This window comes from Pseudomonas abietaniphila (assembly GCF_039697315.1).
Classification (GTDB): domain Bacteria; phylum Pseudomonadota; class Gammaproteobacteria; order Pseudomonadales; family Pseudomonadaceae; genus Aquipseudomonas; species Aquipseudomonas abietaniphila_B.
The window spans coordinates 4,551,250-4,574,514 of record NZ_CP155619.1 but is presented as its reverse complement, the minus strand read 5'-3'; the positions used below and the strand labels follow the sequence as shown (position 1 = coordinate 4,574,514).

Genomic DNA, 23,265 nt, shown 5'->3' with positions numbered 1-23,265 from the left:
CTGCTTATTCTTCGCTGGTGTGCACTTTACGGTGCAGGATGGCCTGGAATTCGTCGGCGAATGTGTAGTAACGGCCAATCAGGTTCTCACCGCGGGCGGCGAAACGGTTGTAGGCGATTACTGCAGGGATTGCGGCGAACAGACCGATGGCGGTCGCGATCAGTGCTTCGGCGATACCCGGTGCGACAGTGGCCAGTGTGGCCTGTTGCGCAGTGGCCAGACCACGGAAGGAGTTCATGATCCCCCAGACGGTACCGAACAGGCCGACATACGGACTGGTGGAGCCGACGGTGGCCAGGAACGGGAGGCTTTGCTCCAGCTTCTCTTCTTCACGGGAGATGGCAACGCGCATGGCACGTGCAACACCTTCCATGACGGCGTCCGGATCAACGCCCGGCTGCTGACGCAGACGCGAGAACTCCTTGAAGCCCGCGCGGAAAATCTGCTCCACGCCCGAATCCGGGTCTGGGTTGCTGCCCGCCTGACGGTACAGCTTAGACAGGTCGATGCCCGACCAGAAGCGCTCTTCGAAGCTGTCCAGCGCACGGCGCCCTGCACGCAGCATGGAGCTGCGCTGAAAAATCATGATCCACGAAGTGACCGATGCGGCCACCAGGATCAGCATCACCAACTGTACAACCACGCTGGCATTGCTGACCAAACTCCACATGGAGGAATGGTCGACGACGTTAGCTTCCACGCTGTATCTCCTGCTCTGAATGTGTACCCGCGCCACTCTGGCCGGCAAAGGCCGCGCGCAGAGTTTCGGGAATGGCCCGGGGTTTCAAACTATCGGCGCGCACACACGCCACCAAAAACTGCCCCTCGCAGAGCAGCACATCATCCGCAGCCCGCCTGACCTGTTGCAGAAAGCGCAGGCTGGCACGGTTCAATTCGATTACTTCGGCGCTGACCAGCAGCTCATCGTCCAGGCGCGCCGGCGAGTGATACCGCGCCTCACTGGAATGCACGACAAACAACAGGTTCTCGTCATCGGCCATTCGGGATTGAGCAAAGCCCAACGCCCGCAATCGCTCGGTCCGAGCCCGCTCCATGAATTTCAGGTAATTGACGTAATAGACGATGCCGCCAGCATCGGTGTCCTCGTAATAAACGCGACAGCGATGTGCGAACGACTGAGCCCCGTTTTGCGCGCGCATACTCTAGTGCTTACTCCTCAGGTTGCCAATCCGGCCAGGCAACTGTTTTTCATCGTTTTTCACTGTCAGGCGGCCATCACATTGCCGCGACTGCCCGTCTGACCATCAAACGCCCGAATAAATCGGTCGCTGCTGCTTTTATTCGTCGGCGTCGCCGACAGGCTCGTCCGGAATCGACCGCTCGCCCATCCGGGACGGGATGTTCAAACCGAAGTGCAGGTACGCGTGCCGGGTGACCATGCGCCCACGAGGTGTGCGCATCATATAGCCTTGCTGGATCAAATAGGGTTCCAGTACGTCCTCGATCGTATGGCGCTCTTCGCTGATCGCCGCGGCGAGGTTGTCCACGCCGACCGGACCGCCATCGAACTTTTCGATCATGGTCAGCAGCAAGCGCCGGTCCTGATGATCGAAACCGCGCTCATCGACATCCAGCAGGTTCAGCGCCAGGTCAGCGATGGCCTTGGTGATCTGCCCCTGGGCCCGCACTTCGGCGAAATCCCGGACCCGGCGCAACAGGCGGTTGGCAATACGAGGCGTACCACGGGCGCGGCGAGCGATCTCGAAGGCGCCTTCGTCTTCGATGTGCAGGCCCAGGATACCGGCCGACCGCGACACGATCGTGGCAAGGTCGGCGGTGCTGTAGAACTCAAGACGCTGGACGATACCGAAACGGTCACGCAGCGGGTTTGTGAGCATGCCGGCACGCGTGGTGGCGCCCACCAGTGTAAACGGCGGCAGATCGAGCTTGATGGAGCGCGCCGCAGGGCCTTCACCGATCATGATGTCAAGCTGGAAGTCCTCCATCGCCGGGTACAGGACCTCTTCGACGATAGGCGACAGACGGTGGATTTCGTCGATGAACAGCACGTCGTGGGGTTCAAGGTTGGTGAGGATTGCCGCCAGATCCCCCGGCCTTTCAAGCACCGGCCCCGAGGTGCTTTTGATCGACACCGACATTTCCTGGGCAATGATGTTGGCCAGCGTGGTTTTACCCAGCCCTGGCGGGCCGAAGATCAGCGTGTGATCGAGCGCTTCGTTGCGCCCGCGAGCCGCCTGAATGAAAAGCTCCATCTGTTCACGAACCGTCGGCTGACCGATGTAATCGGCGAGACTCAACGGCCGGATGGCACGATCCAGTTGTTCGTCTCGGTCGCGGCCTGTGGCGGCGATCAGGCGGTCTGCTTCGATCACTTACATCATCCCCTTGAGTGCGCGGCGAATCAGGTCTTCACTGCTTAGATTCTTGTCTTTGATGGCGGTTATCGCCTTGCTGGCTTCCTGAGGCTTGTAGCCCAGAGAAACCAGGGCACTGATGGCATCCGACTCGGCAGTGGCAACCTGAACAGGCGCGCCCGGTCCTTCTGACACCAGCGCAAAGGTACCCGGTAACGCGTCCCAGGCCTTGAAGCGGTCTTTGAGCTCGACCAGCAAGCGCTCGGCCGTCTTCTTGCCGACGCCGGGCACACGCGTCAGCGCGGAGGTGTCCTGTGCCTGAACACAGCGCACCAACTCGTCGACCTCCAGCGTGGACATTAAAGCCAGCGCGAGTTTCGGCCCGACACCGTTGAGACGGATCAGCTCACGAAACATTTCGCGATCACGTTTCTCGTAAAAGCCGAACAGCAGGTGCGCGTCTTCACGAACCACCAGGTGGGTGTGCAGCGTCACCGTCTCGCCCAGGTGCGGCAAACGATACAGCGTGGTCATGGGGACTTCGATCTCATAGCCCACACCATTCACATCCAGCACCAGGTGCGGCGGTTGCTTCTCGACCAACGCACCACGTAAACGTCCAATCACGTATCAGATCCTTTCCAGTAGCCCGTCGCTGCGATGGACCGGGCTGAACCCTGGTCGCCATGGTTGCAGGACTCACACGAGCTGCAAGTGAAAATTTATAAGCGGATGATGCTATCAGAGACGCAGGCGACCACCACGACTGCGTGCGGTATTCAGACCGTGAGGGATCAGGCTGGAGCGCGTATGAGCATGGCACAACGCAATCGCCAGTGCGTCCGAGGCGTCAATCTGCGGTTTCTGCGTCAGTTTGAGCAAATGCATGACCATCATCATCACTTGGTCTTTATTCGCCCCGCCCGTCCCGGCAACCGCCTGCTTGACCTGCGTGGCGGTGTACTCGGCGATCTCCAGCCCCTCTTCGGCACCGGCGACGATTGCGGCGCCCCGCGCCTGACCGAGCTTGAGCGCCGAGTCGGCGTTGCGGGCCATGAACACCTTCTCAATGCCCATGGTCATCGGTCCGTAGGTCTGAATCACCTCACGCACTCCGCGATAAACGATCTGCAACCGCTCATGCAACAAACCACTGCCGGTGCGGATACAGCCTGAAGCCACGTACTCGCAGCCGCGCCCCGTGTCACGCACCACGCCGTAGCCGGTGATTCGCGAACCGGGGTCGATACCTAGAATAAGAGTCATAACGCCTGCAGCTTGAGAAGTGATGCGCACAATTGAACGCAGCATAAAGGCAGAAGCCGGAGGCCGATAGCGATGATCGAATCAGCGCTTCGTGCCTCCGGCCTCAGGTCCAGACCAGGGTTGTGATCAGCCAAGCTGCTCCATCACCTCATCCGGGATTTCTGCGTTGGAATAAACGTTTTGCACGTCATCCAGGTCCTCGAGCATGTCGATCAGCTTGAGCACCTTTTCCGCCATTTCAAGATCCAGCACCGCGCTTGTGGTCGGCTGCATCACGATCTCCGCGTCAGCGGCCTTGAAACCGGCCGCCTCCAGCGCGTTTCGCACGGCATAGAAACCCGCAAACGACGTGAATACATCGATCGAGCCATCTTCATGGGTCACGACGTCGTCGGCATCGGCTTCCATGGCCGCTTCCATCAACGCATCCTCATCGACGCCCGGCGCAAATGAAATCTGGCCTTTACGTTCGAACAGATACGACACCGAGCCGTCAGTGCCCAGGTTGCCGCCGCACTTGCTGAATGCGTGACGCACAGCCGCTGCCGTACGGTTGCGGTTGTCGGTCATGGTTTCAACCATGACGGCCACGCCACCCGGGCCATAGCCTTCATAACCCAGTTCAACCATATCGTCGGCATCGGCGGCGCCCGCGCCCCGAGCGATGGCACGGTCAATGATGTCGCGGCTCATGTTTGCACCCAGCGCCTTGTCTTGAGCCAGACGCAAACGCGGGTTCGAAGCCGGATCACCGCCACCCTGACGGGCGGCAACCGTCAGCTCACGAATCCACTTGGTGAAAATCTTGCCTTTCTTGGCATCCTGACGCTCTTTGCGGTGCTTGATGTTCGCCCACTTGGAATGACCAGCCATAACACGCTCCAAACCTTGAAACACACACGTCCTCAATCCGATCACTCGAACGAGGACGCTTTACTCGAATCTTGCCCTCTCGGGCCGGGAACCGAAGCGAGTCGTCGAAACGACTCGCCCCGCTCCGTCATTACTCAGCCTTCGGCGTTTCGCGCAGGCGGATGTGCAGCTCACGCAACTGCTTGGCGTCGACCAGGCCAGGCGCCTGAGTCATGACATCGGCGGCGCTCTGGGTTTTCGGGAAGGCAATGACTTCGCGAATCGACTGGGCGCCGGTCATCAGCATGACCAGACGATCCAGACCGAACGCCAGACCACCGTGCGGCGGTGCACCGTACTTCAGCGCGTCGAGCAGGAAGCCGAACTTCTCTTGCTGTTCATCTTCGGCAATACCCAGCAGACGGAAGACCGCTTGCTGCATTTCCTTGCGATGAATACGGATCGAACCGCCACCCAGCTCGGTGCCGTTCAATACCATGTCGTAGGCACGGGACAGTGCGGTCGCAGGGTTGGCTTCCAGCTCTTCCGGCGAGCACTTCGGCGCGGTGAACGGGTGGTGCAGCGCCGTGAAGCTGCCGTCGTCGTTCTCTTCGAACATCGGAAAGTCGACGACCCACATCGGCGCCCACTCACAGGTGAGCAGGTTGAGGTCGTGGCCCAGCTTGATGCGCAAGGCACCCAGCGCCTCGCTGACGACTTTGAACTTGTCGGCACCGAAGAACACGATGTCGCCGTCTACCGCGCCAACGCGATCCAGGATCACGTTCAGGTTGGCTTCCGGGATGTTCTTGACGATTGGCGACTGCAGGCCTTCGACGCCTTTGGCGCGCTCGTTGACCTTGATGTACGCAAGGCCCTTGGCGCCATAGATGCCGACGAATTTGGTGTAGTCGTCGATCTTGCTACGCGGCATGTTCGCACCGCCTGGAACACGCAGAGCGGTCACACGGCATTTCGGGTCATTGGCCGGACCGCTGAAGACCTTGAATTCGACGTCTTTGAGCTGGTCGGCGACATCCACCAGCTCCAGCGGGTTACGCAGGTCAGGCTTGTCGGAGCCGTAGCGGCGCATGGCCTCTTCGAAGGTCATGTGCGGGAAATCGCCGAATTCCAGATCCAGCACTTCCTTGAACAGCTTGCGAATCATGCTCTCGGTGAGACCCATGATGTCGGCTTCGTTGAGGAAGCTGGTCTCGATGTCGATCTGAGTGAACTCAGGCTGACGGTCGGCACGCAGGTCTTCGTCGCGGAAGCATTTGGCGATCTGGTAGTAACGGTCGAAGCCCGCGACCATCAGCAGTTGCTTGAACAGCTGAGGCGACTGCGGCAAGGCGAAGAAGCTGCCAGCGTGGGTACGGCTCGGTACCAGGTAGTCGCGAGCACCCTCAGGGGTGGCGCGGGTCAGGATCGGCGTCTCGACGTCGAGGAAACCGTTGCCGTCGAGGAAGCCACGGATGCTGGACGTGATGCGCGAGCGCAGACGCAGTTTCTCGGCCATCTCAGGACGACGCAGGTCAATGAAGCGATAACGCAGGCGGGTTTCTTCGCCGACGTCGGAGTATTCGTTCAGCGGGAACGGTGGCGTCTCTGATTCGTTCAGGACTTCCAGCTCATAACCCAGCACTTCGATGGCACCGGAGGCCATGTTCGGGTTGACCGCACCGGCGGGACGCGCACGGACCTTGCCGGTCAGCTTGACCACGTATTCGCTGCGAACACGGTCGGCGATGGCGAAGGTGTCTGCACGATCCGGATCGAAGACCACTTGAGCCAGACCTTCACGATCGCGTATGTCGAGGAAAATCACACCCCCGTGGTCGCGACGGCGGTGGACCCATCCGCAAAGGGTAATTTCCTGACCTTCCAGGCTTTCGTTCAGTTGGCCGCAATAATGGCTGCGCATCATGATCGTGTGTTCACTTCTCGTAATTCGAATTCGGTGGAGCTCTCGCCCGTCGCCAGTGCGCAATGGTGCAGGAGCCTTGGCATGCAGTTCAACCCGACGGTCAGTCCCTGCCTTCCATAGTAAGGCGGGGGATTATATAGGGTTAATCAAGGCTGTGCAGCCGCGTCTGGCGATACGCGTAAAGAAGTCACCCGGCACGAACGTGTCTCGCTGCCAGGTGACCGTTACCGAAGGCGGGTCCGCCGAGGGCGCACCCGCAAAAAGAGATCTTGCCGGATTGATCCTGATTCAGACAGGCGACAGCTGGAAGCCTTCGGCTTTCAACAGATGCGCGACACACACTACGCGAATCAGACCACTGAAGTTCTTTACCCCGCCGTAGCGCAGGTGAACTTCCCGATCGATATAAGACAATACCGCATTGATGGAACAACTATTACAGCGTGCAATCTCGGACAGAATGTCCCAGTAAACCTCCTCCAGCCTGAGGCATGTGGCCAGCCCGTTAAGCCTGACCGAGCGCGCCTGAGGCTGCGCGAGGTTCATATTGAAGGTTTCGATGAATGGATCGTGCTGAATCTTAAAACATCGATGAGCTTCCTTGATTTCCCGTGCAGCATCTTGACTCATTTAACCCCCTTTGACGCAGTGACAAATACGGCGATAGAAATGTTTGAAATCAAATCAACAACACGTCTATCAAGCCCTATTCATCTGGGGTTAACCAGTAGAACCCATACTCAGATGGCGTAGGACATCACCACAGTAGAAGGGGGAATTTCGAGAGTCATGCCCCGAAAAGTCCAAGATAAAAAAATGGCGTTATATATGTATTTTTTTCGCCAGCAAACGCACTCAGCGCATCGAAAAAGTATCAACTGAAGGTGAGACTACAACTGCCATGTCCGCGCCTTCGCATTGCGCTTGCGCCTGCAAATCCGCCTGCGGTCAAGCTCAGGAGATTGGGTGAGCGCCAACGCAGCCGCCCACCCCCAACATTATTTGCCTTCGAGCATCGCACGGAGCATCCATGCAGTCTTTTCGTGGACCTGCATACGCTGAGTCAGCAAGTCAGCCGTAGGCTCATCGCTGACCTTGTCCAGCAGCGGGAAAATCCCGCGAGCCGTTCGCGTAACGGCTTCCTGGCCTTGTACCAGAGAACGGATCATGTCCTCAGCCGAAGGAACACCCTCCTCCTCTTTGATCGAAGAAAGGCGCGCGTACGTCGAGTAGGTGCCCGGTGCCGGGAAGCCCAGTGCACGGATACGCTCGGCGATAGAGTCCACCGCCAGCGCCAGTTCGTTGTATTGCTCCTCGAACATCAGGTGCAAGGTACGGAACATCGGACCGGTGACGTTCCAGTGAAAGTTATGGGTTTTCAGATACAGCACATAGGTATCTGCCAGCAGACGGGAAAGACCCTCCACGATGGACTTGCGATCTTCTTCGCTGATACCGATATCGATTGCCATGCGTTGCCCTCTTTATATGATGGTTTTTTCCAATTAGCTGTCAGCACTCTATCAAGACACGAGCGCCTGCGCAGCCATCTGAGGGTATGACGCCTGCGCGCGAACACGAGCCGGCGCAGTCGCTTGGCCAACTAAAATCGGGCAAAAGACGCCTTGGTAAATATTACATTCGCTGAAAAGGCGTGTTTGTCGCACTGACGGCTCTGGAACAAGGCTTTAGCGACGCACGCTAAATATGGGACAAATTGCCAGCATCCCCTGCGATCAGTCGCGCTAAGCGCTTGATTTGAGTAGCTCTCGGCTTTGCTGTTAAATACAGATGTGTCGCTACTGACGTGCCAACAGGCTGTAGCGCATAGGCTGGACCAGCGCTCGTGCATCACGCCTCCCTTTTTTCAGAAGCGTACCGAACCCTGCCAGCTATTTCCTCGTGATCCATCTTAAATGTGAGTTATCAAAATGTTGAAAATAGTCCACCTGCTGACGGGCGCAGCTGCCCTGCTGCTCTCATTCATACCCAGCCTGCGTAGCGAAGCGCTGTCTTCCTACCTGTCTCAACCGGATGCGCTGTACCTGGCATTCTTTGGCCTGATTAACCTGGTGCTTGCGCCAGTGATCCCTTACTGGAATAAAGGTCCGCGTCACCAACTGCAAAATCTGGTCAGTGTGTTACTGGTGCTGGCGGTTGTTCTTCAAATCCTTACGCTGCTCGTCCCGCTTGAAACCATTGCTGGCCAGCCGGCCGTTCTGGTGAGCCTGCTGGCGGTCGTGATCGCTGTGGCAATCCACCTCGCCGTCAGCTTCTACAAGTCGTCTCCTTCTCCCGCCGCGCAACCCCATGAACTCGGCAACCGCGATACCGGTACCGTGAAGTGGTTCAACACCTCCAAGGGTTTCGGTTTCATCTCGCGCGACTCCGGCGACGATATTTTCGTGCACTTCCGCGCCATCCGTGGCGAAGGCCATCGTGTGCTCGTCGAAGGTCAGCGTGTGGAGTTCTCCGTCATGAACCGTGACAAGGGCCTGCAAGCCGAGGACGTGATCGCCGCGCTGCCCCGTCGCTAAGCGTTGCCTCAATAAAAAACCGCGCTCAAGGGCGCGGTTTTTTTATGCCAGCCGACGCTTAATAATGAGGCGGCGGAGCGTCTTCTTCGAATGCTTCGAACTGCCCACCCATCTCTTCCTGACGCTTGATCAACGCTGCCATCTGCAACTGCATGCGTTCCAGGCTGCGTTGCTGCGCGACCAGGACATCGTTGAGTGCCTGAATGGTGTCATCCTGAAAAGCCAGTCGGCTTTCCAGCTCCATTACCCGTTCGTCAAGGTTCATGACCTGTCTTCCGCAAAAGTGAAATCGACTGTCAGCGCCGTTTTAAGACGCGTGAGGATGTCCGCTACCTGCTCCGCCGAATACGGCACCGCCGGATATTTGCCCCAGACCGGCGTCGGCCATGCGATGTCATGCTTGTGTCGAACAATGACATGCATATGCAGCTGGCTCACCACGTTACCCAATGCCCCGACGTTCATCTTGTCAGCTTGGAACAACTGGCTAAGCGCCTTGGACAGAACAGTTGTCTCCTTCCACAGTTGTGCCTGGTCAGCATCGGACAACTGGAACACTTCGCTTATATCCGCCCGGCGTGGCACCAGGATGAACCACGGGTATTGCGAGTCATTCGACAATAGCAGTCGAGACAGCGGGAAATCGCCCACCGGTAAAGTGTCTTGTAACAAGCGCTGATCCAAAACGAACACGCCATAACTCCTGATCGCCGGGTTAGGTTTTCGACAAATTGAATCGCCGAAACACATTGTCTTTAATGCCTAGCAGGATACTCGGGAATACAGGGCGAATCACGCCACCACGCCATTTTGCGAACATTTTGCCTATACGCTGTTGGCCTGGAGTCACTTCCAGCCAAAAAGCGGCAGGCGCACCAGCACCGTTCAGGCCCACTGTGTTCGCACTGACATGAAGCAGGCTTTCGAACCACTACGGACATAACAATCCCGTAAAAAAGCAGCCTGCAGGCCCGTGGAATAAAGGCAGCCAGCATGCCTGCTCTACGCGCTCACTGACTTTCAGGTCAACTGCAGCGAAGGAAAAGGCACCGCTGTACCAAATTCAGGCGACACGACACTCCCGCGCACCAAAACGACTCACTCCCGTGACATAAACCGCAAGACCTATCCGCCATTTACCCACTTCCTCGCGGTAACAGGTAACGCCAGTGACATTTTTGCGCGTTAACCTCATTCCCACAGGCATCGCAAAGCATTTTTCTGAAATTTTTTTATGTTTAAAAAACAATGAATTACGACAGCAACTGAAAGTATTTATGCGCAGAAACACATTTTTTTCACGTACGTGGGAACTTTGTGCACGGTTGTTGCTTTGTCACACACAGGATCGAACAGCACGGGTCGTAGACCTGGCTCACGGTCAGCGAGAAAACGGCGAGCAAACGCGTGGGGGCGTTCGGAATGACAGGGTCCAGATCACAGCGGAGATGGCCCCTGACTGTCGAAAAGTACTGCGGTAGTTGTACGTCTACAGATAAGGAGCTGTTCAGTAGCGACATGGACAGAGCTGATTTGCGACATGGCCGTAAAGAAATTGAAAGGATAGGTTCGTAACTATCGCCAATAATGTCAGCGTGCTATAAGTTCGCCGACACCAAAAAGAAAGAGCCGCCCAGATAAAAAAACAGGTGGACGGCAGTACTCTTCTTAAAACCAAAGGAGCAAAGTCACGATGAGAGTGATGAAGTGGAGCGCAATCGCCCTGGCAGTTACTGCGGCCAGTACCCAATTGGCATCGGCTGCGGCATTCGTAAGCGATCAGTCCGAAGCAACTGGTTTTGTTGAAGGTAGCAAGCTGGACGTCAAAGCCCGCAACTACTACTACAACCGCGACAAAATGAACGGCGCCGTAGACGACAAAGACTGGACTCAAGGTTTCTGGGCTAACTACAGCTCCGGTTACACCCAAGGCCTGATCGGTGTGGGCGTTGATGCGTTCGGCTATGCCGGCTTCAAACTGGACGGCTCCGACAAGTACTCGGGTTCGGGTAACCTGGTCACCGACAGCAACGGCAAAAACGAAGACAGCTTCGGCAAAGCCGGTGGCGCTGTTAAGTTCCGCATCTCGAAAACCGAACTGAAAATCGGCGACATGCAGCCGCAGAACCCGGTCTTCGCAGTCGGCGGCTCCCGCCTGTTGCCACAAACGGCTACTGGCGTGACTTTGCAGAGCAGCGAGATCAAAGGTCTCGACGTTGAAGCGGGTCGCTTCACTTCGGGCACCAGCCAAGACGAAACCAACCGTGACGGCGACATCTGGGCAACGTACGCAGGTGTGACCTCCAAGTCGTCCACCTACGGCGGCGGTAAGTACTCGATCACTGACAACCTGGGTGTTGGTTTCTACTACAACAAACTGGAAGACGTGTGGAACCAGTACTACGGCAACGTGAACTACGCACTGCCGTTGACCGATGACCAGTCCCTGGCCTTCGACTTCAACTACTACAACACCCAGGACACTGGCAGCAAGAAAGCAGGCGACATCAACAACAACGCCTACTCCCTGTCTGCAGCCTACTCGTTCCTGGCCGCTCATACCCTGACCCTGGCCTTCCAGAAAGTTAACGGTGATACGCCGTTCGACTACATCGGTATCGGCGACAACAACCGCGGTGGCGACTCGATCTTCCTGGCGAACTCGATTCAATACTCCGACTTTAACGCCCCGGGTGAACGCTCCTGGCAGGCTCGCTACGACCTGAACATGGCAACCTACGGTGTTCCTGGCCTGAGCTTCATGGCCCGTTACGTCAGCGGTACCAACATTGACGGTACCCACACGCCATCGAACAGCACCTACACCGGTCTGTACGGTTCTGACGGTAGCCACCACGAGACCAACGTTGAAGCCAAATACGTTGTTCAGACTGGCCCGGCAAAAGACCTGTCGTTTCGTATCCGTCAAGCGTTCCACCGTGCCAACACGGACGAGGGCGAAGGCGACGTAAACGAGTTCCGTCTGATCGTCGACTACCCGATTTCGGTCCTGTAATCGAACAGTCTGACACTCGTTATAGAAAAGCCCGGCCTTGCGCCGGGCTTTTTCATTCCTGCAACTCTGCCAATCCCTTGCGCTACAACGCCCGTCCGCCCTGTACTCGACCGTATCACCACCGTACAATGCCAGGTCATTTCCCAGTCACAGCAACCGACAACGGCCGACCATGCGTACCAGTCAATATTTGCTCGCCACACAGAAAGAAACGCCAAACGATGCGGTCGTGATCAGCCACCAGCTGATGCTTCGTGCCGGCATGATTCGCAAACTCGCTTCCGGTCTTTACACCTGGCTGCCGATGGGCCTGCGTGTGCTGCGCAAGGTCGAAGCCGTCGTTCGTGAAGAAATGGACGCTGCAGGTGCGCTGGAAGTATTGATGCCCGGTATTCAGCCTGCGGAACTGTGGCAGGAATCCGGTCGCTGGGAGCAGTACGGCCCTGAGCTGTTGCGCCTGAAAGACCGTCATGACCGTGATTTCTGCGCGGGTCCGACCCACGAGGAAGTCATCACCGATCTGGCTCGCAATGAATTGAGCAGCTATAAACAGCTGCCGATCAACATGTACCAGATCCAGACCAAGTTCCGTGACGAGATCCGCCCACGCTTCGGCTTGATGCGCGGCCGCGAATTCATCATGAAGGACGCGTACTCCTTTCATGCGACCCAGGATTCCCTGCAGGAAACCTACGACCGCATGCATCAGGCATACTGCAACGTCTTCACTCGCCTGGGCCTGAACTTCCGCCCTGTGGTGGCCGACAACGGTTCGATCGGTGGCGCGGGCTCCCATGAGTTCCACGTACTGGCCGAATCCGGTGAAGACGACATCGTGTTCAGCGACACGTCCGACTACGCCGCCAACATCGAAAAAGCCGAGGCCATCCCACGCGAGAAATCACGTGGCGCCGCGACCGAAGAGTTGCGCCTGGTCGACACCCCGAACGCGAAAACCATCGCCGCACTGGTCGAGCAGTTTGGTCTGCCGATCGAGAAAACCGTCAAAACGCTGGTGGTTCATGCCGCCGAAGAAGGCAAGCTGATCGCGTTGATCATTCGTGGCGACCACGAACTCAACGAGATCAAGGCGTCCAACCACCCACTGGTTGCCAGCCCGCTGGTCATGGCCAGCGAAGCCGAACTGCGTGCCGCCATCGGCGCAGGCGCCGGTTCCCTTGGCCCGCTGAACCTGCCGCTGCCTTGCATCATCGACCGCTCGGTCGAGCTGATGAGCGATTTCGGCATTGGCGCGAACATCGACGACAAGCACTATTTCGGCGTTAACTGGGAGCGTGATCTGCCGGTCCCGGAAGTCGCCGACCTGCGCAATGTCGTCGAAGGTGACCCAAGTCCGGATGGCCAGGGCACCGTGATCATCAAGCGCGGCATCGAAGTGGGTCACATCTTTCAGTTGGGCACCAAGTACAGCGACGCGATGAAGTGTCAGGTGCTGGGCGAGAACGGCAAACCGGTGACATTGACCATGGGCTGCTACGGCATCGGCGTTTCCCGCGTGGTGGCTGCCGCCATCGAGCAGAATAACGACGATAACGGGATCATCTGGAGCGACGCGCTTGCACCCTTCCAGATCGCGCTGGTTCCATTGCGCTATGAAACCGAAGCCGTTCGTGAAGCCACCGACAAACTCTACGCGGAACTGACCGCTGCCGGTTTCGAGGTATTGCTGGATGACCGTGACAAGAAAACCAGCCCCGGCATCAAGTTCGCGGACATGGAGCTGATCGGCATTCCACACCGTATCGTGGTCAGTGACCGCGGTCTGGCCGAAGGTAATCTGGAGTACAAGAGCCGCACCGAGTCTGAAGCTCAGGCCTTGCCGGTTGCCGATGTACTGTCCTTCATCAAGGGCCGGATCAAGCGCTGAGTCGATGGCGCGCCCGCTTCAGGCGGGCGCGCTTTTACCTGTTTTGTCCAGGCAAGTCCGCCTGCAACAAGAGATCTCATGTTAAAGCGAAGTTCCTCAAGCCTCGCAGGCGCCGTATTGTGCGGCAGTCTGCTCGTCAGCGGTTGCGCCAACCATCTGTCTCAACGCAGCGAACACGAAGAACGCATCGAGCGCAAACTGCTCGACCACAGCTTTCAAATCGACGTCGGCGAGCCTAAGACCCTTGAGCTTCCGCAACGTCGTGTCCGTATTCACGAGCTGAAAACCTTCGACATCACCGAATACGATGTCACTCGTCATTACGACCGCTATACCCCCTACCAGCCTTGGCGCGAAATTTACGAAATCCCGCTGGGTGCAGTCGCAATCGTCGCAGGGGTCGGCGCGAATGTGGTCAATGTGCTGACCTTTGGCAGCCTGCCCGACAGCGTCACCAAAGACTGGCTGAATTACGGGATCGCGGGCATCAACCCGTTCATGAACGCCCCCTCACATGGGCGCGCACAACAGAACCTTGCCGGCATCGATGAAGTCCAGCGTGACCATCGGGTCGAACACTCCAGCCTGCCGTGGAGCGAAAGCCCGGTCGAGGTCAAAGCCGGAAAGGACACCGATGAGCTGAACACCGACCGTAACGGCATCCTGCGCGTCAACCTGCTGGACAGCCCGTTTGCCGAGAAGGACCTGAGCCGTGTGACTCAGCTAGGCCTCAAGGTCGAGGATGAACAGGCCCACGTGCAAGCCAGCGCCAGCTTGCCACTGAGCAAGTCCCTGCGCGGCAAGCTGATCGAAGCACATGACCTGATTTACGACGATCTGGAAGACGATGAAGTCAGCCAATGGGTGCACCGGGTCAAACGCCTGTCGGAGCTGGGCCTGGAAGAAGAAGCCAGCGATCTCGAACAATCGCTGATCGAGATGACCCGCAACGATCCTCAATTGCAGCATGAATTCCTGAAGTCTCTGGCGAAAGACGCGGGCCGTCTGGTGGCCGTGCCGGTCGGCAGCGAATAACGTTACGTCAATTGAACAGCTGCAGCTGCTCATGTGCGCTGCGCAGGTCGTGCAGCCGCACTCCGATGCCCAGCAGTCGCACCGGTTTGTCACCGCGTGCGAATGCCTGAGTCAGCAGTTGCTCATAGCTTTCCAGATCCTTCCCCGCCCCGGCCTGCTCCAGCGTGGTCTGGGTGAAATCATGAAACTTCACCTTCACGAAAGGCTTGCCCGGCCGGTAAAGCGTGTCGATGCGAGCGATCCGACCATTCAGGTTCTCCAGCAGCGCAGGTAGCTTTTCCAGGCAGCTGGCCAGATCAGGCAAGTCGGTGTCGTAGGTATTCTCGACACTCACCGACTGGCGGCGACTATCGTTCTGCACGGGTCGCTCATCGATACCGTGCGCCAGGTTCCATAACCGCTCGCCAAACGACCCGAACTCACGCACCAGTGCCAACTTGGCCCAGCCCCGCAGGTCCGCACAACTGATGATCCCAAGGCGACCGAGCTTGTCAGCCGTCACCTTGCCCACACCGTGCAGCTTGGAGACAGAAAGATCAGCCACGAACGCTTCGACTTGATCCGGCGTGATCACGAACAACCCGTTCGGCTTTCGCCAGTCGCTGGCGATCTTGGCCAGAAACTTGTTGGGGGCCACACCGGCGGAAACGGTGATGTGCAACTGGTTGGACACCCGCCGGCGAATGTCCTGGGCGATGCGCGTGGCGCTCCCGGCAAAATGGCTGCATTCAGAGACGTCCAGATAGGCTTCATCCAGCGACAGTGGCTCGATGAGGTCCGTGTAGTCTCGAAAGATGGTGTGAATTTCCTTCGACGCTTCTTGATAAGCCTCCATGCGCGGCTTAACGATGGTCAGATCCGGACACAACGAAAGCGCATGCCGGGACGACATCGCTGAACGCACGCCATAAGCGCGCGCCTCGTAATTGCAGGTTGCGATGACGCCACGCCGGTCGGCCGACCCACCGACTGCCAGCGGCTTGCCAGCCAAACGCGGATCGTCACGCATTTCAATGGCAGCGTAAAAGCAGTCACAGTCGATATGGATAATTTTGCGCTGCGGCATAGCGTGTGATCGTAGGAAAACAGGTTGGGCAGTATCTCACTCAAGTATCTGTCTGACACTCACCACGCCTAATCACTGACAAGAAATGCACCATCGCCGTCACCACCAAAGCAACCGCTCGAATCCTCTGACAGGCCCGCGTGGCAAGCCTCGGCAGCCCGACACCGCTGACACTGAGCGCTAACCGCTTGAAGAAAAAGCACTTTTTTCTGTCACTTGCTTGACAGTTCGTCGTTACTCTGTAGAATGCCGCCTCACAGACGCGGGATGGAGCAGTCTGGTAGCTCGTCGGGCTCATAACCCGAAGGTCGTCGGTTCAAATCCGGCTCCCGCAACCAAACATCAAAAAAGGCTACTCGAAAGAGTGGCCTTTTTTGTGCGCGCCTGATTTTACTGTCCCCTCGCGCCGACACGGCGGCTTCATACAACTGAAACATTGCCCGCCGATCATGGCCACCTGCCAATAGGTGGCTGCCTGGATAAAAGCCTTGTCCATCGGTCACTTAAGCGTACCGGCACAACGAATGTGGTTATTTTGTCGATCCCGAGCATTAAAGGTTGACACCTCGTCGTTCGACTGTAGAATGCCGCCTCACAGACGCGGGATGGAGCAGTCTGGTAGCTCGTCGGGCTCATAACCCGAAGGTCGTCGGTTCAAATCCGGCTCCCGCAACCAAACGTCTAAAAAGGCTACTCGAAAGAGTGGCCTTTTTTTTGCCCTGACGAAAAGCACCCGAACAGCATGACTAAACGCTTGTCACAACTCGTTGTCGGTACGGTTTGGTCTTCAGGGGCTTGTTACCTTATGTTGCCGGGGGCGACAGTTTTTGGCCCCTTGGCCGATACGCTTGCCAGTAACTGAACCTAGACTGAACGGTCACCAACACGTATCCGCTGTATTCGCCCGTTAGACGTTGAAGCGCTAACATCCTGAATTATTTTTTGCGTAGGGATTGGTAACTTGGCTGTATACCCCCATCCTGTCGCGCACGATCCAAGGAGTGATTGATGCGCGCCAACCCATCCGACACAAACGAAGCAGTTCCGGAGAATACTCCGGTCCCCCCTGCCCGACTGCGCGTGCGCGAGCTGGTGAGCAAGTACCGTCAGCCTATCGGTCTGGCTGTCACTATCCTCTTGTTCGCCCTGGCGTTGATTGCCTGTCGGCACATGCTGACCGAACTCGACATTTACGCGCTGCAGGATTCTCTGCTCAGCGTCCCCTTGCCTTCTCTGGGTGGCGCGGTTCTGGCGACCGCTATCGGCTTCACCATCCTGCTGGGTTATGAGTGGTCCGCCAGTCGCTATGCGAACGTCAATTTGCCCGCCAAGTCACTGGTCATGGGCGGTTTCTGCGCATTTGCCATCGGTAACGCCGTAGGCCTGTCGATGTTGTCCGGCGGATCTGTACGTTACCGGTTGTATTCCAGGCTGGGACTGGGCGCGGGCGAAGTGGCCCACATGACGTTGTTCGCCAGCCTTTCGCTGGGTTGTGCACTGCCGCCACTGGCCGCGCTGGCGACCTTGAGCGACCTGCCCGCGGCGTCGCTGGCGCTGCATGTGTCGGTCCCGGTACTGGCGACTGTCGCGGTGGCCGTGTTGGCGATCAGCTTGATTCTGGGTATCGCGATTTATCGCCGTCGTCTTCCGGAACAGACCATCCCGCACAATCTGCTGGTGCGCGCCGGACGCCGGACATTGCGTCTGCCTGGCCTGCGCCTGACCTTGATGCAACTGGTGATCACCGCGCTGGACGTGGCGGCTGCCGCTGCCGTCCTTTATTTGCTGCTTCCTTCTGCCCCGCCGTTCGGCGCGTTCCTGCTGGTGTACCTGTTGGCGCTCGCTGCCGGCGTACTGAGCCACGTTCCGGGTGGCGTCGGCGTATTCGAAGCCATCCTGCTGACCGCCTTTGCCGATGAACTCGGTGCGGCGCCACTCGCGGCGGCCCTGCTGCTGTATCGCTTGATCTATGTCGTCCTGCCGCTGCTGATTGCGTGCCTGGTGCTGCTGTTCAGCGAAGCCAAACGGTTTTTGTTTGCCCGTCAGGCCATGCGCGTCGCCTCAGGATTGGGCGCCCCGATTCTGGCGTTGCTGGTGTTTCTGTCTGGCGTGGTCCTGCTGTTTTCCGGCGCAACGCCCGAAATCGATACGCGCCTTGAAAGCCTCGGCTTTTTGATCCCTCATCGCTTGATTGACGCCTCGCACTTCGGCGCCAGCCTGATCGGCGTGCTGTGCCTGCTGCTGGCTCAAGGCCTGCGCCGTCGCCTTTCTGCCGCCTGGATGCTGACCACGATTCTGCTGTTCGTCGGCTCCATCTTGTCGATTCTTAAAGGCTTCGACTGGGAGGAAGCCAGTCTGCTGCTGCTGACTGCCTGCCTGCTGGCGATCTTCCGTCGGTCCTTCTATCGCCCGAGCCGGTTGCTGGAACTGCCGTTCTCGCCGCTGTATCTGGTCGCCAGTGTCTGCGTGCTGGGCGCCTCGTTCTGGTTGCTGCTGTTCGCTTATCAGGACGTTCCCTACAGCCATCAGCTGTGGTGGCAGTTCACCCTTGATGCCGATGCGCCGCGCGGGCTGCGCTCGGCACTGGGCAGCGCGGTGTTGCTGGTCATCGTTTCGCTGACCTGGCTGCTGCGCACTGCACGTCCGCAAATCGATTTGCCGGACGAAGCACAGTTGGCGAAGGCCGCCGAGATCATCAAGGCCTCCAATCAGCCTGACGGCGGTCTGGTACTGACCGGTGACAAAGCGGTGCTGCTGCACCCCGACGGCAATGCCTTTTTGATGTATGCCCATCGCGGCCGCAGTCTGGTGGCGCTTTACGACCCGATCGGCCCGACCCAACAGCGCGCCGAGCTGATCTGGCAGTTCCGTGACCTGTGCGACGTGCACCACGCCCGCCCCGTGTTCTATCAGGTGCGCGCGGAGAATCTGCCGTTCTACATGGACATCGGCCTGACGGCGATCAAGCTGGGTGAAGAGGCGCGCGTCGACCTGCACAAGTTCGACATCGACGCCAAGGGCAAGGAAATGAAGGACCTGCGCTACACCTGGAACCGGGGTGGTCGCGACGGTCTGTCACTGGAAATCTACGAAGTCGGCCAAGCGCCGATGGATGAGCTGAAAGTGATTTCCGATGCCTGGCTGACCGGCAAGAACGTGCGCGAGAAAGGTTTCTCACTCGGCCGTTTCAGCCTGGATTACCTCAAGCACTTCCGCATCGCCATCGTTCATTTCGAAGGCAAGCCGGTGGCGTTTTCCAACCTGTTGGAGACCTCTCGCCATGATCTGGCCAGCCTCGACCTGATGCGTTCGCACCCGGAAGCGCCCAAGCTGACCATGGAGTTCATGATGGTTGGCCTGATCCTGCATTACAAAAAGGAAGGTTACGCACGCTTCAGCCTCGGCATGGTGCCGCTGTCGGGCCTTCAGCCACGGCGTGGCGCCCCATTGACCCAGCGCCTGGGTTCGATGGTGTTCAGCCGTGGCGAGCAGCTCTACAACTTCCAGGGCTTGCGTCGCTTCAAAGACAAATTCCAGCCTGACTGGGAACCTCGTTATATGGCTGTGCCCGCAGGACTCGATCCGCTGGTGGCACTGGCAGATACCGCCGCCCTGATCGCGGGCGGCCTGACTGGATTGGTGAAACGCTGATGATTCAACGCTACTGGCGCTTTTTGCTCGCAGCCCTGGTAATCCTGGTGGTGGCATTGGGGTTCTGGCTGTGGAACCGCCCTGCCGCACAACCCACGCTGGAACACATGACGCTGGAGGATGGTTCGGCGTTGATCCGCGCCACCCCGTCGACCAAGGTCAAGACACGGGTCGCACTGGCCGTGACCACGGAAGATGCGCTGACCGAGAAACAGGTCCTGGCGCTCAGCTACGACGCATCGGCTCAGGTCATTCAGGTCGTCCTGCCAAAGGACGACTGCCAACTGCAAGAGAAGTCTTTCAGCGCCGCGCTGCAGAAGCTTGATGGCGTCCCCGATGTGGTCGCCGGCATCAGCGCAGGCGGTTCCGTGGCGTGGGACTGGCTGGCCGGCCAGAACAACGACAAGGCCCAGGCGATTTCGGTGAACTTTGTCCTCAATCAACCTGACTGCAAGGTCCCTCCACCGAAAGCCGCTGCCCATGGCAAATGGACCGTGGCCTGGAATGACGGCCCGGACGACGAAACCGCGGTCTTCGTGCGGGACACGCCCAACGCCGAAACCAAAATCAGCGACTACGACATCAAGTACCCGCAGATTCTGAACACCGAAGTCCGTCATCTGCTGATCGCCGATGACGCCAGCGGCGGCCTGAACATTCCCGTGGTTGAGGTGCCTTCGAGCCAGCCATCGGACACCGTCACCCTGTTCCTCTCCGGCGACGGCGGCTGGCGGGACCTGGACAAGGACGTGGCCGGCGACATGGCGAAGTCGGGCGGCTATCCGGTGGTCGGAATCGACACCCTGCGTTACTACTGGGAGCACAAATCTCCTGAGCAGACCGCAGCGGACCTCACCGAGCTGATGGCCCACTATCGCCAGAAATGGGGCGCCAAGCATTTCGTTCTCGCCGGATATTCCTTCGGCGCCGACGTGCTGCCTGCGATTTACAACCGCTTGCCGGAAGACGACAAAGCGCGCGTCGACGGCATCATCCTCCTCGCCTTTGCGCGCAGCGGCAGCTTCGAAATCGCGGTCGAAGGCTGGCTCGGCGCGTCAGGCAAAGAAGCGGCTACCGGCCCGGAAATGGCCAAGCTGCCGGGTGACAAGGTGTTCTGCGTCTATGGCGTGGAAGAAAAGGATGAAAGCGGCTGCACCGAAGCGACCGCCCCTGGCCAGAAACTGCAATTGCCAGGCGGCCATCACTTTGACGAGGACTACCCGGCGCTGGCCAAGCGCCTGATTGCGGTCATCGACAAATGGAAAGGCAAGGAGGCGCCGGAGTCGGCCAGCGCCGAGTAAATCCGGAGCACAAAAAATCCCCGCACTCTCACGACTGCGGGGATTTTTCGTTTTTTGAGTCTTGCAAATTTCAACGGTGGGCGCGTGGCTCGTGTCTGGAGCGCGTCCGGACGAACCCCTGCGCAGCAGTCGTATAAGCATGCACACGGGCTTTGTCAGATGTACCGCGCCGTATGGATCGACTGCCGGTTCCCGGCAGGTCGTCCGGATGCGGCCCAGAGACAAGCCACGCGCCTACAGGAATACCGGCGCCCTCTGACGGCTTACATCTCCACCTGCGTCCCCAACTCGATCACCCGGTTGTAAGGCAGCTTGAAGAAGCGCAGGTTGCCGTTGGCGTTTTTCAACATGAAGGCGAACAGCCCTTCACGCCAGCGGGCCATGCCTTTCAGTTTGGTCGACACCACGGTTTCGCGGCTGAGGAAGTACGTGGTGCGCATCGGACTGAAATCCAGATCAGGCAAATGACACAGCTTCAGCGCCGCCGGCACGTCCGGTTCGTCAATGAATCCGAAGTGCAGGATGACCCGGAAAAAGCCCTCCCCGTACGCTTCGACTTCGAAACGCTGGGGAGCAGGCACCCGTGGCGTGTCCTCATAAACCACCGTCAGCAACACGACTTGCTCGTGCAGCACCTGGTTGTGCAACAGGTTGTGCAACAGCGCATGCGGCACCGCATCCGGGCGGGCGGTAAGGAACACGGCGGTGCCCTGAACGCGATGCGGTGGCTGAACGCGGATACTGCTGATGAAGATCGGCAGCGGCAGGCCACCTTCGTCGATGCGGTCCACCAACAGTTGCTTGCCGCGTTTCCAGGTGGTCATCAGGATGAACAGCACGATACCGGCCAGGAACGGGAATGCCCCGCCCTGGACGATTTTGGGGACGTTGGCTGCGAAGAACATACCGTCCACAAACAGGCAGCCTGCCAGAATGGGCACCGCAATCCAGGGCGACCACTTCCACGCCAGCAGCATGACCGATGCCACCAAAATGGTGGTGCAGAGCATGGTGCCGGTGACCGCAACGCCGTAAGCCGACGCCAGCGCACCGGACGATTCGAAGCCCAGCACCAGCAGAATCACGCCGACCATGAGCGCCCAGTTCACGGCACCGATGTAGATCTGCCCCTGGGCGTCACTCGAGGTGTGCTGGATGTACATACGCGGAATATAGCCCAGCTGGATCGCTTGCAGCGTCATGGAGAAGGCGCCGGAAATCACGGCCTGCGACGCAATAATGGTCGCCAGCGTGGACAGGCCGATCAGCGGCAACAGTGCCCAGGTCGGTGCCAGCAGATAAAACGGGTTACGCACGGCTTCCGGATCCTGGATGACCAGTGCGCCCTGACCGAAATAGTTGAGCACCAGCGCGGGCAATACCAGGCCGAACCAGGCGCGTGAAATCGGCTTGCGACCGAAGTGGCCCATGTCCGCGTACAGCGCTTCGGCACCGGTCAGCGCCAGCACCACCGCGCCAAGCACCGCCACGCCGATGCCGGGATGGTCGATAAAGAAGCGCACGGCCCAGACCGGGTTTACCGCGTGCAGCACTTCCGGCTGACTCGCGATGCCGAAAATGCCAAGCGCGCCCAGCGTCACGAACCACAGCACCATGATCGGACCGAACATCACGCCGATCCGCGCCGTGCCGTGCCGCTGAATCAGGAACAAGGCCACGAGCACGATCAGCGCGATCGGCACGACCCAGTGGTCGAGGCCGTCGAATGCCAGTTCCATCCCTTCGATCGCCGACAGCACCGAGATCGCCGGGGTGATCATGCTGTCGCCGTAGAACAGCGCGGCACCGAACAGACCGAACACGATCATGGTCGCCTGCAGTTTCGGAAATTTGGACGACGCCCGACGTGCCAGCGCGGTCAACGCCATGATGCCGCCTTCCCCGTCGTTATCGGCGCGCAGCACCAAGGCCATGTACTTGAACGACACGACCCAGACGAGCGACCAGAAGATCAGCGACAGAATACCCAGCACGGCATCGTGACTGGCCTGCACACCATACCCACCGACAAACACTTCCTTGATCGTATACAGCGGGCTTGTGCCGATGTCCCCGTACGCCACACCTACCGCGCCTACCAGAAGACTCAGTGGTTTCGCCGTTTGATGTCCGGCCTCGGCCTGACTAGTTGCGTGACCCATTTACCACTCCTGAAACCATGACTCGAGCACAACGGTGCGGTGCTGTCCCATGGACCTGACTCACACCGGTAAATTCCGATAAGCCCGGTCGACACCGCCGCCGGGCTCAAGGCGCGAAGCATAGCGCAGCACTCGTCGTAATTCTCGGTATAACACTGGTCAATCGCTCGACTGATCGCTAGAATTGCGCACTTTTTGATCAGAGGCGCACCCAGCGCCCAATCAATG

19 protein-coding genes, 2 tRNA genes and 1 pseudogene are annotated in these 23,265 nt (G+C 58.6%); 9 read left to right on the top strand and 13 right to left on the bottom strand.

The features are described from left to right. Window positions 1-4 precede the first annotated feature (4 nt). From tolQ to ABDX87_RS20235, 9 genes are all read right to left on the bottom strand, one after another. Window positions 5-700, bottom strand: a complete 696-nt coding sequence (tolQ, locus tag ABDX87_RS20275) for a protein TolQ (RefSeq protein WP_346829484.1) — start codon at window positions 698-700, stop codon at window positions 5-7. Then, a complete protein-coding gene (gene ybgC, locus ABDX87_RS20270) occupies window positions 690-1,160 on the bottom strand; it encodes a tol-pal system-associated acyl-CoA thioesterase (RefSeq protein ID WP_346829483.1) in 471 nt (156 codons plus the stop codon). Before ybgC ends, tolQ begins: the two co-directional genes overlap by 11 nt. A 138-nt stretch (window positions 1,161-1,298) precedes the next feature. Further along, window positions 1,299-2,354, bottom strand: coding sequence for a Holliday junction branch migration DNA helicase RuvB (ruvB, locus tag ABDX87_RS20265; RefSeq protein WP_074752671.1), 1,056 nt, complete (start codon window positions 2,352-2,354; stop codon window positions 1,299-1,301). Continuing rightward, on the bottom strand, window positions 2,355-2,963 hold the full coding sequence (gene ruvA / locus ABDX87_RS20260) for a Holliday junction branch migration protein RuvA (RefSeq protein ID WP_092409161.1): 609 nt from the start codon (window positions 2,961-2,963) through the stop codon (window positions 2,355-2,357). A 114-nt stretch (window positions 2,964-3,077) separates the two neighbouring features. Next, complete coding sequence (ruvC, locus tag ABDX87_RS20255) at window positions 3,078-3,602, bottom strand: crossover junction endodeoxyribonuclease RuvC (RefSeq protein WP_346829482.1); 525 nt, start codon at window positions 3,600-3,602, stop codon at window positions 3,078-3,080. A gap of 126 nt (window positions 3,603-3,728) precedes the next feature. Further along, window positions 3,729-4,475 (bottom strand): YebC/PmpR family DNA-binding transcriptional regulator, encoded by a 747-nt coding sequence (locus ABDX87_RS20250; protein WP_346829481.1) that lies wholly within the window; start codon window positions 4,473-4,475, stop codon window positions 3,729-3,731. A 130-nt stretch (window positions 4,476-4,605) separates the two neighbouring features. Then, window positions 4,606-6,381 (bottom strand): aspartate--tRNA ligase, encoded by a 1,776-nt coding sequence (gene aspS / locus ABDX87_RS20245; protein WP_346829480.1) that lies wholly within the window; start codon window positions 6,379-6,381, stop codon window positions 4,606-4,608. Between the two features lie 288 nt (window positions 6,382-6,669). Then, window positions 6,670-7,011 (bottom strand): ribbon-helix-helix domain-containing protein, encoded by a 342-nt coding sequence (locus ABDX87_RS20240; RefSeq protein ID WP_346829479.1) that lies wholly within the window; start codon window positions 7,009-7,011, stop codon window positions 6,670-6,672. Window positions 7,012-7,379: 368 nt separating this feature from the next. Continuing rightward, the gene (locus ABDX87_RS20235; RefSeq protein WP_074752676.1) at window positions 7,380-7,853 is read right to left on the bottom strand and encodes a Dps family protein; all 474 of its coding nucleotides are present in this window, start codon (window positions 7,851-7,853) and stop codon (window positions 7,380-7,382) included. A gap of 459 nt (window positions 7,854-8,312) precedes the next feature. On the opposite strand from ABDX87_RS20235, the pseudogene ABDX87_RS29270 reads away from it, so the two are divergent. Further along, window positions 8,313-8,588: pseudogene (locus ABDX87_RS29270) on the top strand (cold shock domain-containing protein membrane protein); the annotation flags it as partial. 132 nt (window positions 8,589-8,720) lie between these two features. Then, on the top strand, window positions 8,721-8,918 hold the full coding sequence (locus tag ABDX87_RS29265) for a cold shock domain-containing protein (RefSeq protein ID WP_238591726.1): 198 nt from the start codon (window positions 8,721-8,723) through the stop codon (window positions 8,916-8,918). A gap of 58 nt (window positions 8,919-8,976) precedes the next feature. Here the strand turns inward: ABDX87_RS29265 and ABDX87_RS20225 are convergent, their stop codons facing one another. After that, a complete protein-coding gene (locus ABDX87_RS20225) occupies window positions 8,977-9,183 on the bottom strand; it encodes a SlyX family protein (protein ID WP_074752678.1) in 207 nt (68 codons plus the stop codon). Continuing rightward, on the bottom strand, window positions 9,180-9,611 hold the full coding sequence (locus ABDX87_RS20220; RefSeq protein WP_346829477.1) for an HIT family protein: 432 nt from the start codon (window positions 9,609-9,611) through the stop codon (window positions 9,180-9,182). The genes ABDX87_RS20225 and ABDX87_RS20220 overlap by 4 nt, the downstream gene beginning before the upstream one ends. A gap of 1,000 nt (window positions 9,612-10,611) precedes the next feature. Here ABDX87_RS20220 and ABDX87_RS20215 point away from each other — a divergent pair. The 3 genes from ABDX87_RS20215 to ABDX87_RS20205 all read left to right on the top strand — a co-directional run bounded on the left by ABDX87_RS20215 (window position 10,612) and on the right by ABDX87_RS20205 (window position 14,857). Continuing rightward, on the top strand, window positions 10,612-11,934 hold the full coding sequence (locus tag ABDX87_RS20215) for an OprD family porin (RefSeq protein WP_346829476.1): 1,323 nt from the start codon (window positions 10,612-10,614) through the stop codon (window positions 11,932-11,934). 172 nt (window positions 11,935-12,106) lie between these two features. Continuing rightward, the gene (locus ABDX87_RS20210; RefSeq protein ID WP_346829475.1) at window positions 12,107-13,822 is read left to right on the top strand and encodes a proline--tRNA ligase; all 1,716 of its coding nucleotides are present in this window, start codon (window positions 12,107-12,109) and stop codon (window positions 13,820-13,822) included. A 78-nt stretch (window positions 13,823-13,900) separates the two neighbouring features. After that, the gene (locus tag ABDX87_RS20205; RefSeq protein ID WP_346829474.1) at window positions 13,901-14,857 is read left to right on the top strand and encodes a hypothetical protein; all 957 of its coding nucleotides are present in this window, start codon (window positions 13,901-13,903) and stop codon (window positions 14,855-14,857) included. Between the two features lie 7 nt (window positions 14,858-14,864). On the opposite strand, the gene dinB is transcribed toward ABDX87_RS20205, so the two are convergent. Further along, window positions 14,865-15,923: a DNA polymerase IV gene (dinB, locus tag ABDX87_RS20200; protein ID WP_346829473.1), complete on the bottom strand. Its 1,059-nt coding sequence runs from the start codon at window positions 15,921-15,923 to the stop codon at window positions 14,865-14,867. A gap of 261 nt (window positions 15,924-16,184) precedes the next feature. Here dinB and ABDX87_RS20195 point away from each other — a divergent pair. From ABDX87_RS20195 to ABDX87_RS20180, 4 genes are all read left to right on the top strand, one after another. Further along, window positions 16,185-16,261 (top strand) — tRNA-Met (locus ABDX87_RS20195). 261 nt (window positions 16,262-16,522) lie between these two features. Continuing rightward, a tRNA-Met gene (locus ABDX87_RS20190) sits at window positions 16,523-16,599 on the top strand. A 332-nt stretch (window positions 16,600-16,931) separates the two neighbouring features. Then, window positions 16,932-19,574 (top strand): bifunctional lysylphosphatidylglycerol flippase/synthetase MprF, encoded by a 2,643-nt coding sequence (gene mprF, locus ABDX87_RS20185; RefSeq protein ID WP_346829472.1) that lies wholly within the window; start codon window positions 16,932-16,934, stop codon window positions 19,572-19,574. Then, a complete protein-coding gene (locus tag ABDX87_RS20180) occupies window positions 19,574-20,875 on the top strand; it encodes a virulence factor family protein (RefSeq protein ID WP_346829471.1) in 1,302 nt (433 codons plus the stop codon). Before mprF ends, ABDX87_RS20180 begins: the two co-directional genes overlap by 1 nt. Before the next feature lie 263 nt (window positions 20,876-21,138). On the opposite strand, the gene ABDX87_RS20175 is transcribed toward ABDX87_RS20180, so the two are convergent. Further along, a complete protein-coding gene (locus ABDX87_RS20175; protein ID WP_346829470.1) occupies window positions 21,139-23,037 on the bottom strand; it encodes a potassium transporter Kup in 1,899 nt (632 codons plus the stop codon). Window positions 23,038-23,265 lie beyond the last annotated feature (228 nt).

Coding starts and splice junctions, on each gene's coding strand:
- ybgC (WP_346829483.1), bottom strand. CDS start 1,160: ATGCGCGCGCAAAACGGGGCTCAGTCGTTCGCACATCGCTGTCGCGTT.
- ABDX87_RS20225 (WP_074752678.1), bottom strand. CDS start 9,183: ATGAACCTTGACGAACGGGTAATGGAGCTGGAAAGCCGACTGGCTTTT.
- dinB (WP_346829473.1), bottom strand. CDS start 15,923: ATGCCGCAGCGCAAAATTATCCATATCGACTGTGACTGCTTTTACGCT.
- mprF (WP_346829472.1), top strand. CDS start 16,932: ATGCGCGCCAACCCATCCGACACAAACGAAGCAGTTCCGGAGAATACT.
- aspS (WP_346829480.1), bottom strand. CDS start 6,381: ATGATGCGCAGCCATTATTGCGGCCAACTGAACGAAAGCCTGGAAGGT.
- ABDX87_RS20215 (WP_346829476.1), top strand. CDS start 10,612: ATGAGAGTGATGAAGTGGAGCGCAATCGCCCTGGCAGTTACTGCGGCC.
- ABDX87_RS20175 (WP_346829470.1), bottom strand. CDS start 23,037: ATGGGTCACGCAACTAGTCAGGCCGAGGCCGGACATCAAACGGCGAAA.
- ABDX87_RS20210 (WP_346829475.1), top strand. CDS start 12,107: ATGCGTACCAGTCAATATTTGCTCGCCACACAGAAAGAAACGCCAAAC.
- ruvC (WP_346829482.1), bottom strand. CDS start 3,602: ATGACTCTTATTCTAGGTATCGACCCCGGTTCGCGAATCACCGGCTAC.
- ABDX87_RS20205 (WP_346829474.1), top strand. CDS start 13,901: ATGTTAAAGCGAAGTTCCTCAAGCCTCGCAGGCGCCGTATTGTGCGGC.
- ABDX87_RS20235 (WP_074752676.1), bottom strand. CDS start 7,853: ATGGCAATCGATATCGGTATCAGCGAAGAAGATCGCAAGTCCATCGTG.
- ABDX87_RS20180 (WP_346829471.1), top strand. CDS start 19,574: ATGATTCAACGCTACTGGCGCTTTTTGCTCGCAGCCCTGGTAATCCTG.
- ABDX87_RS20250 (WP_346829481.1), bottom strand. CDS start 4,475: ATGGCTGGTCATTCCAAGTGGGCGAACATCAAGCACCGCAAAGAGCGT.
- ABDX87_RS20240 (WP_346829479.1), bottom strand. CDS start 7,011: ATGAGTCAAGATGCTGCACGGGAAATCAAGGAAGCTCATCGATGTTTT.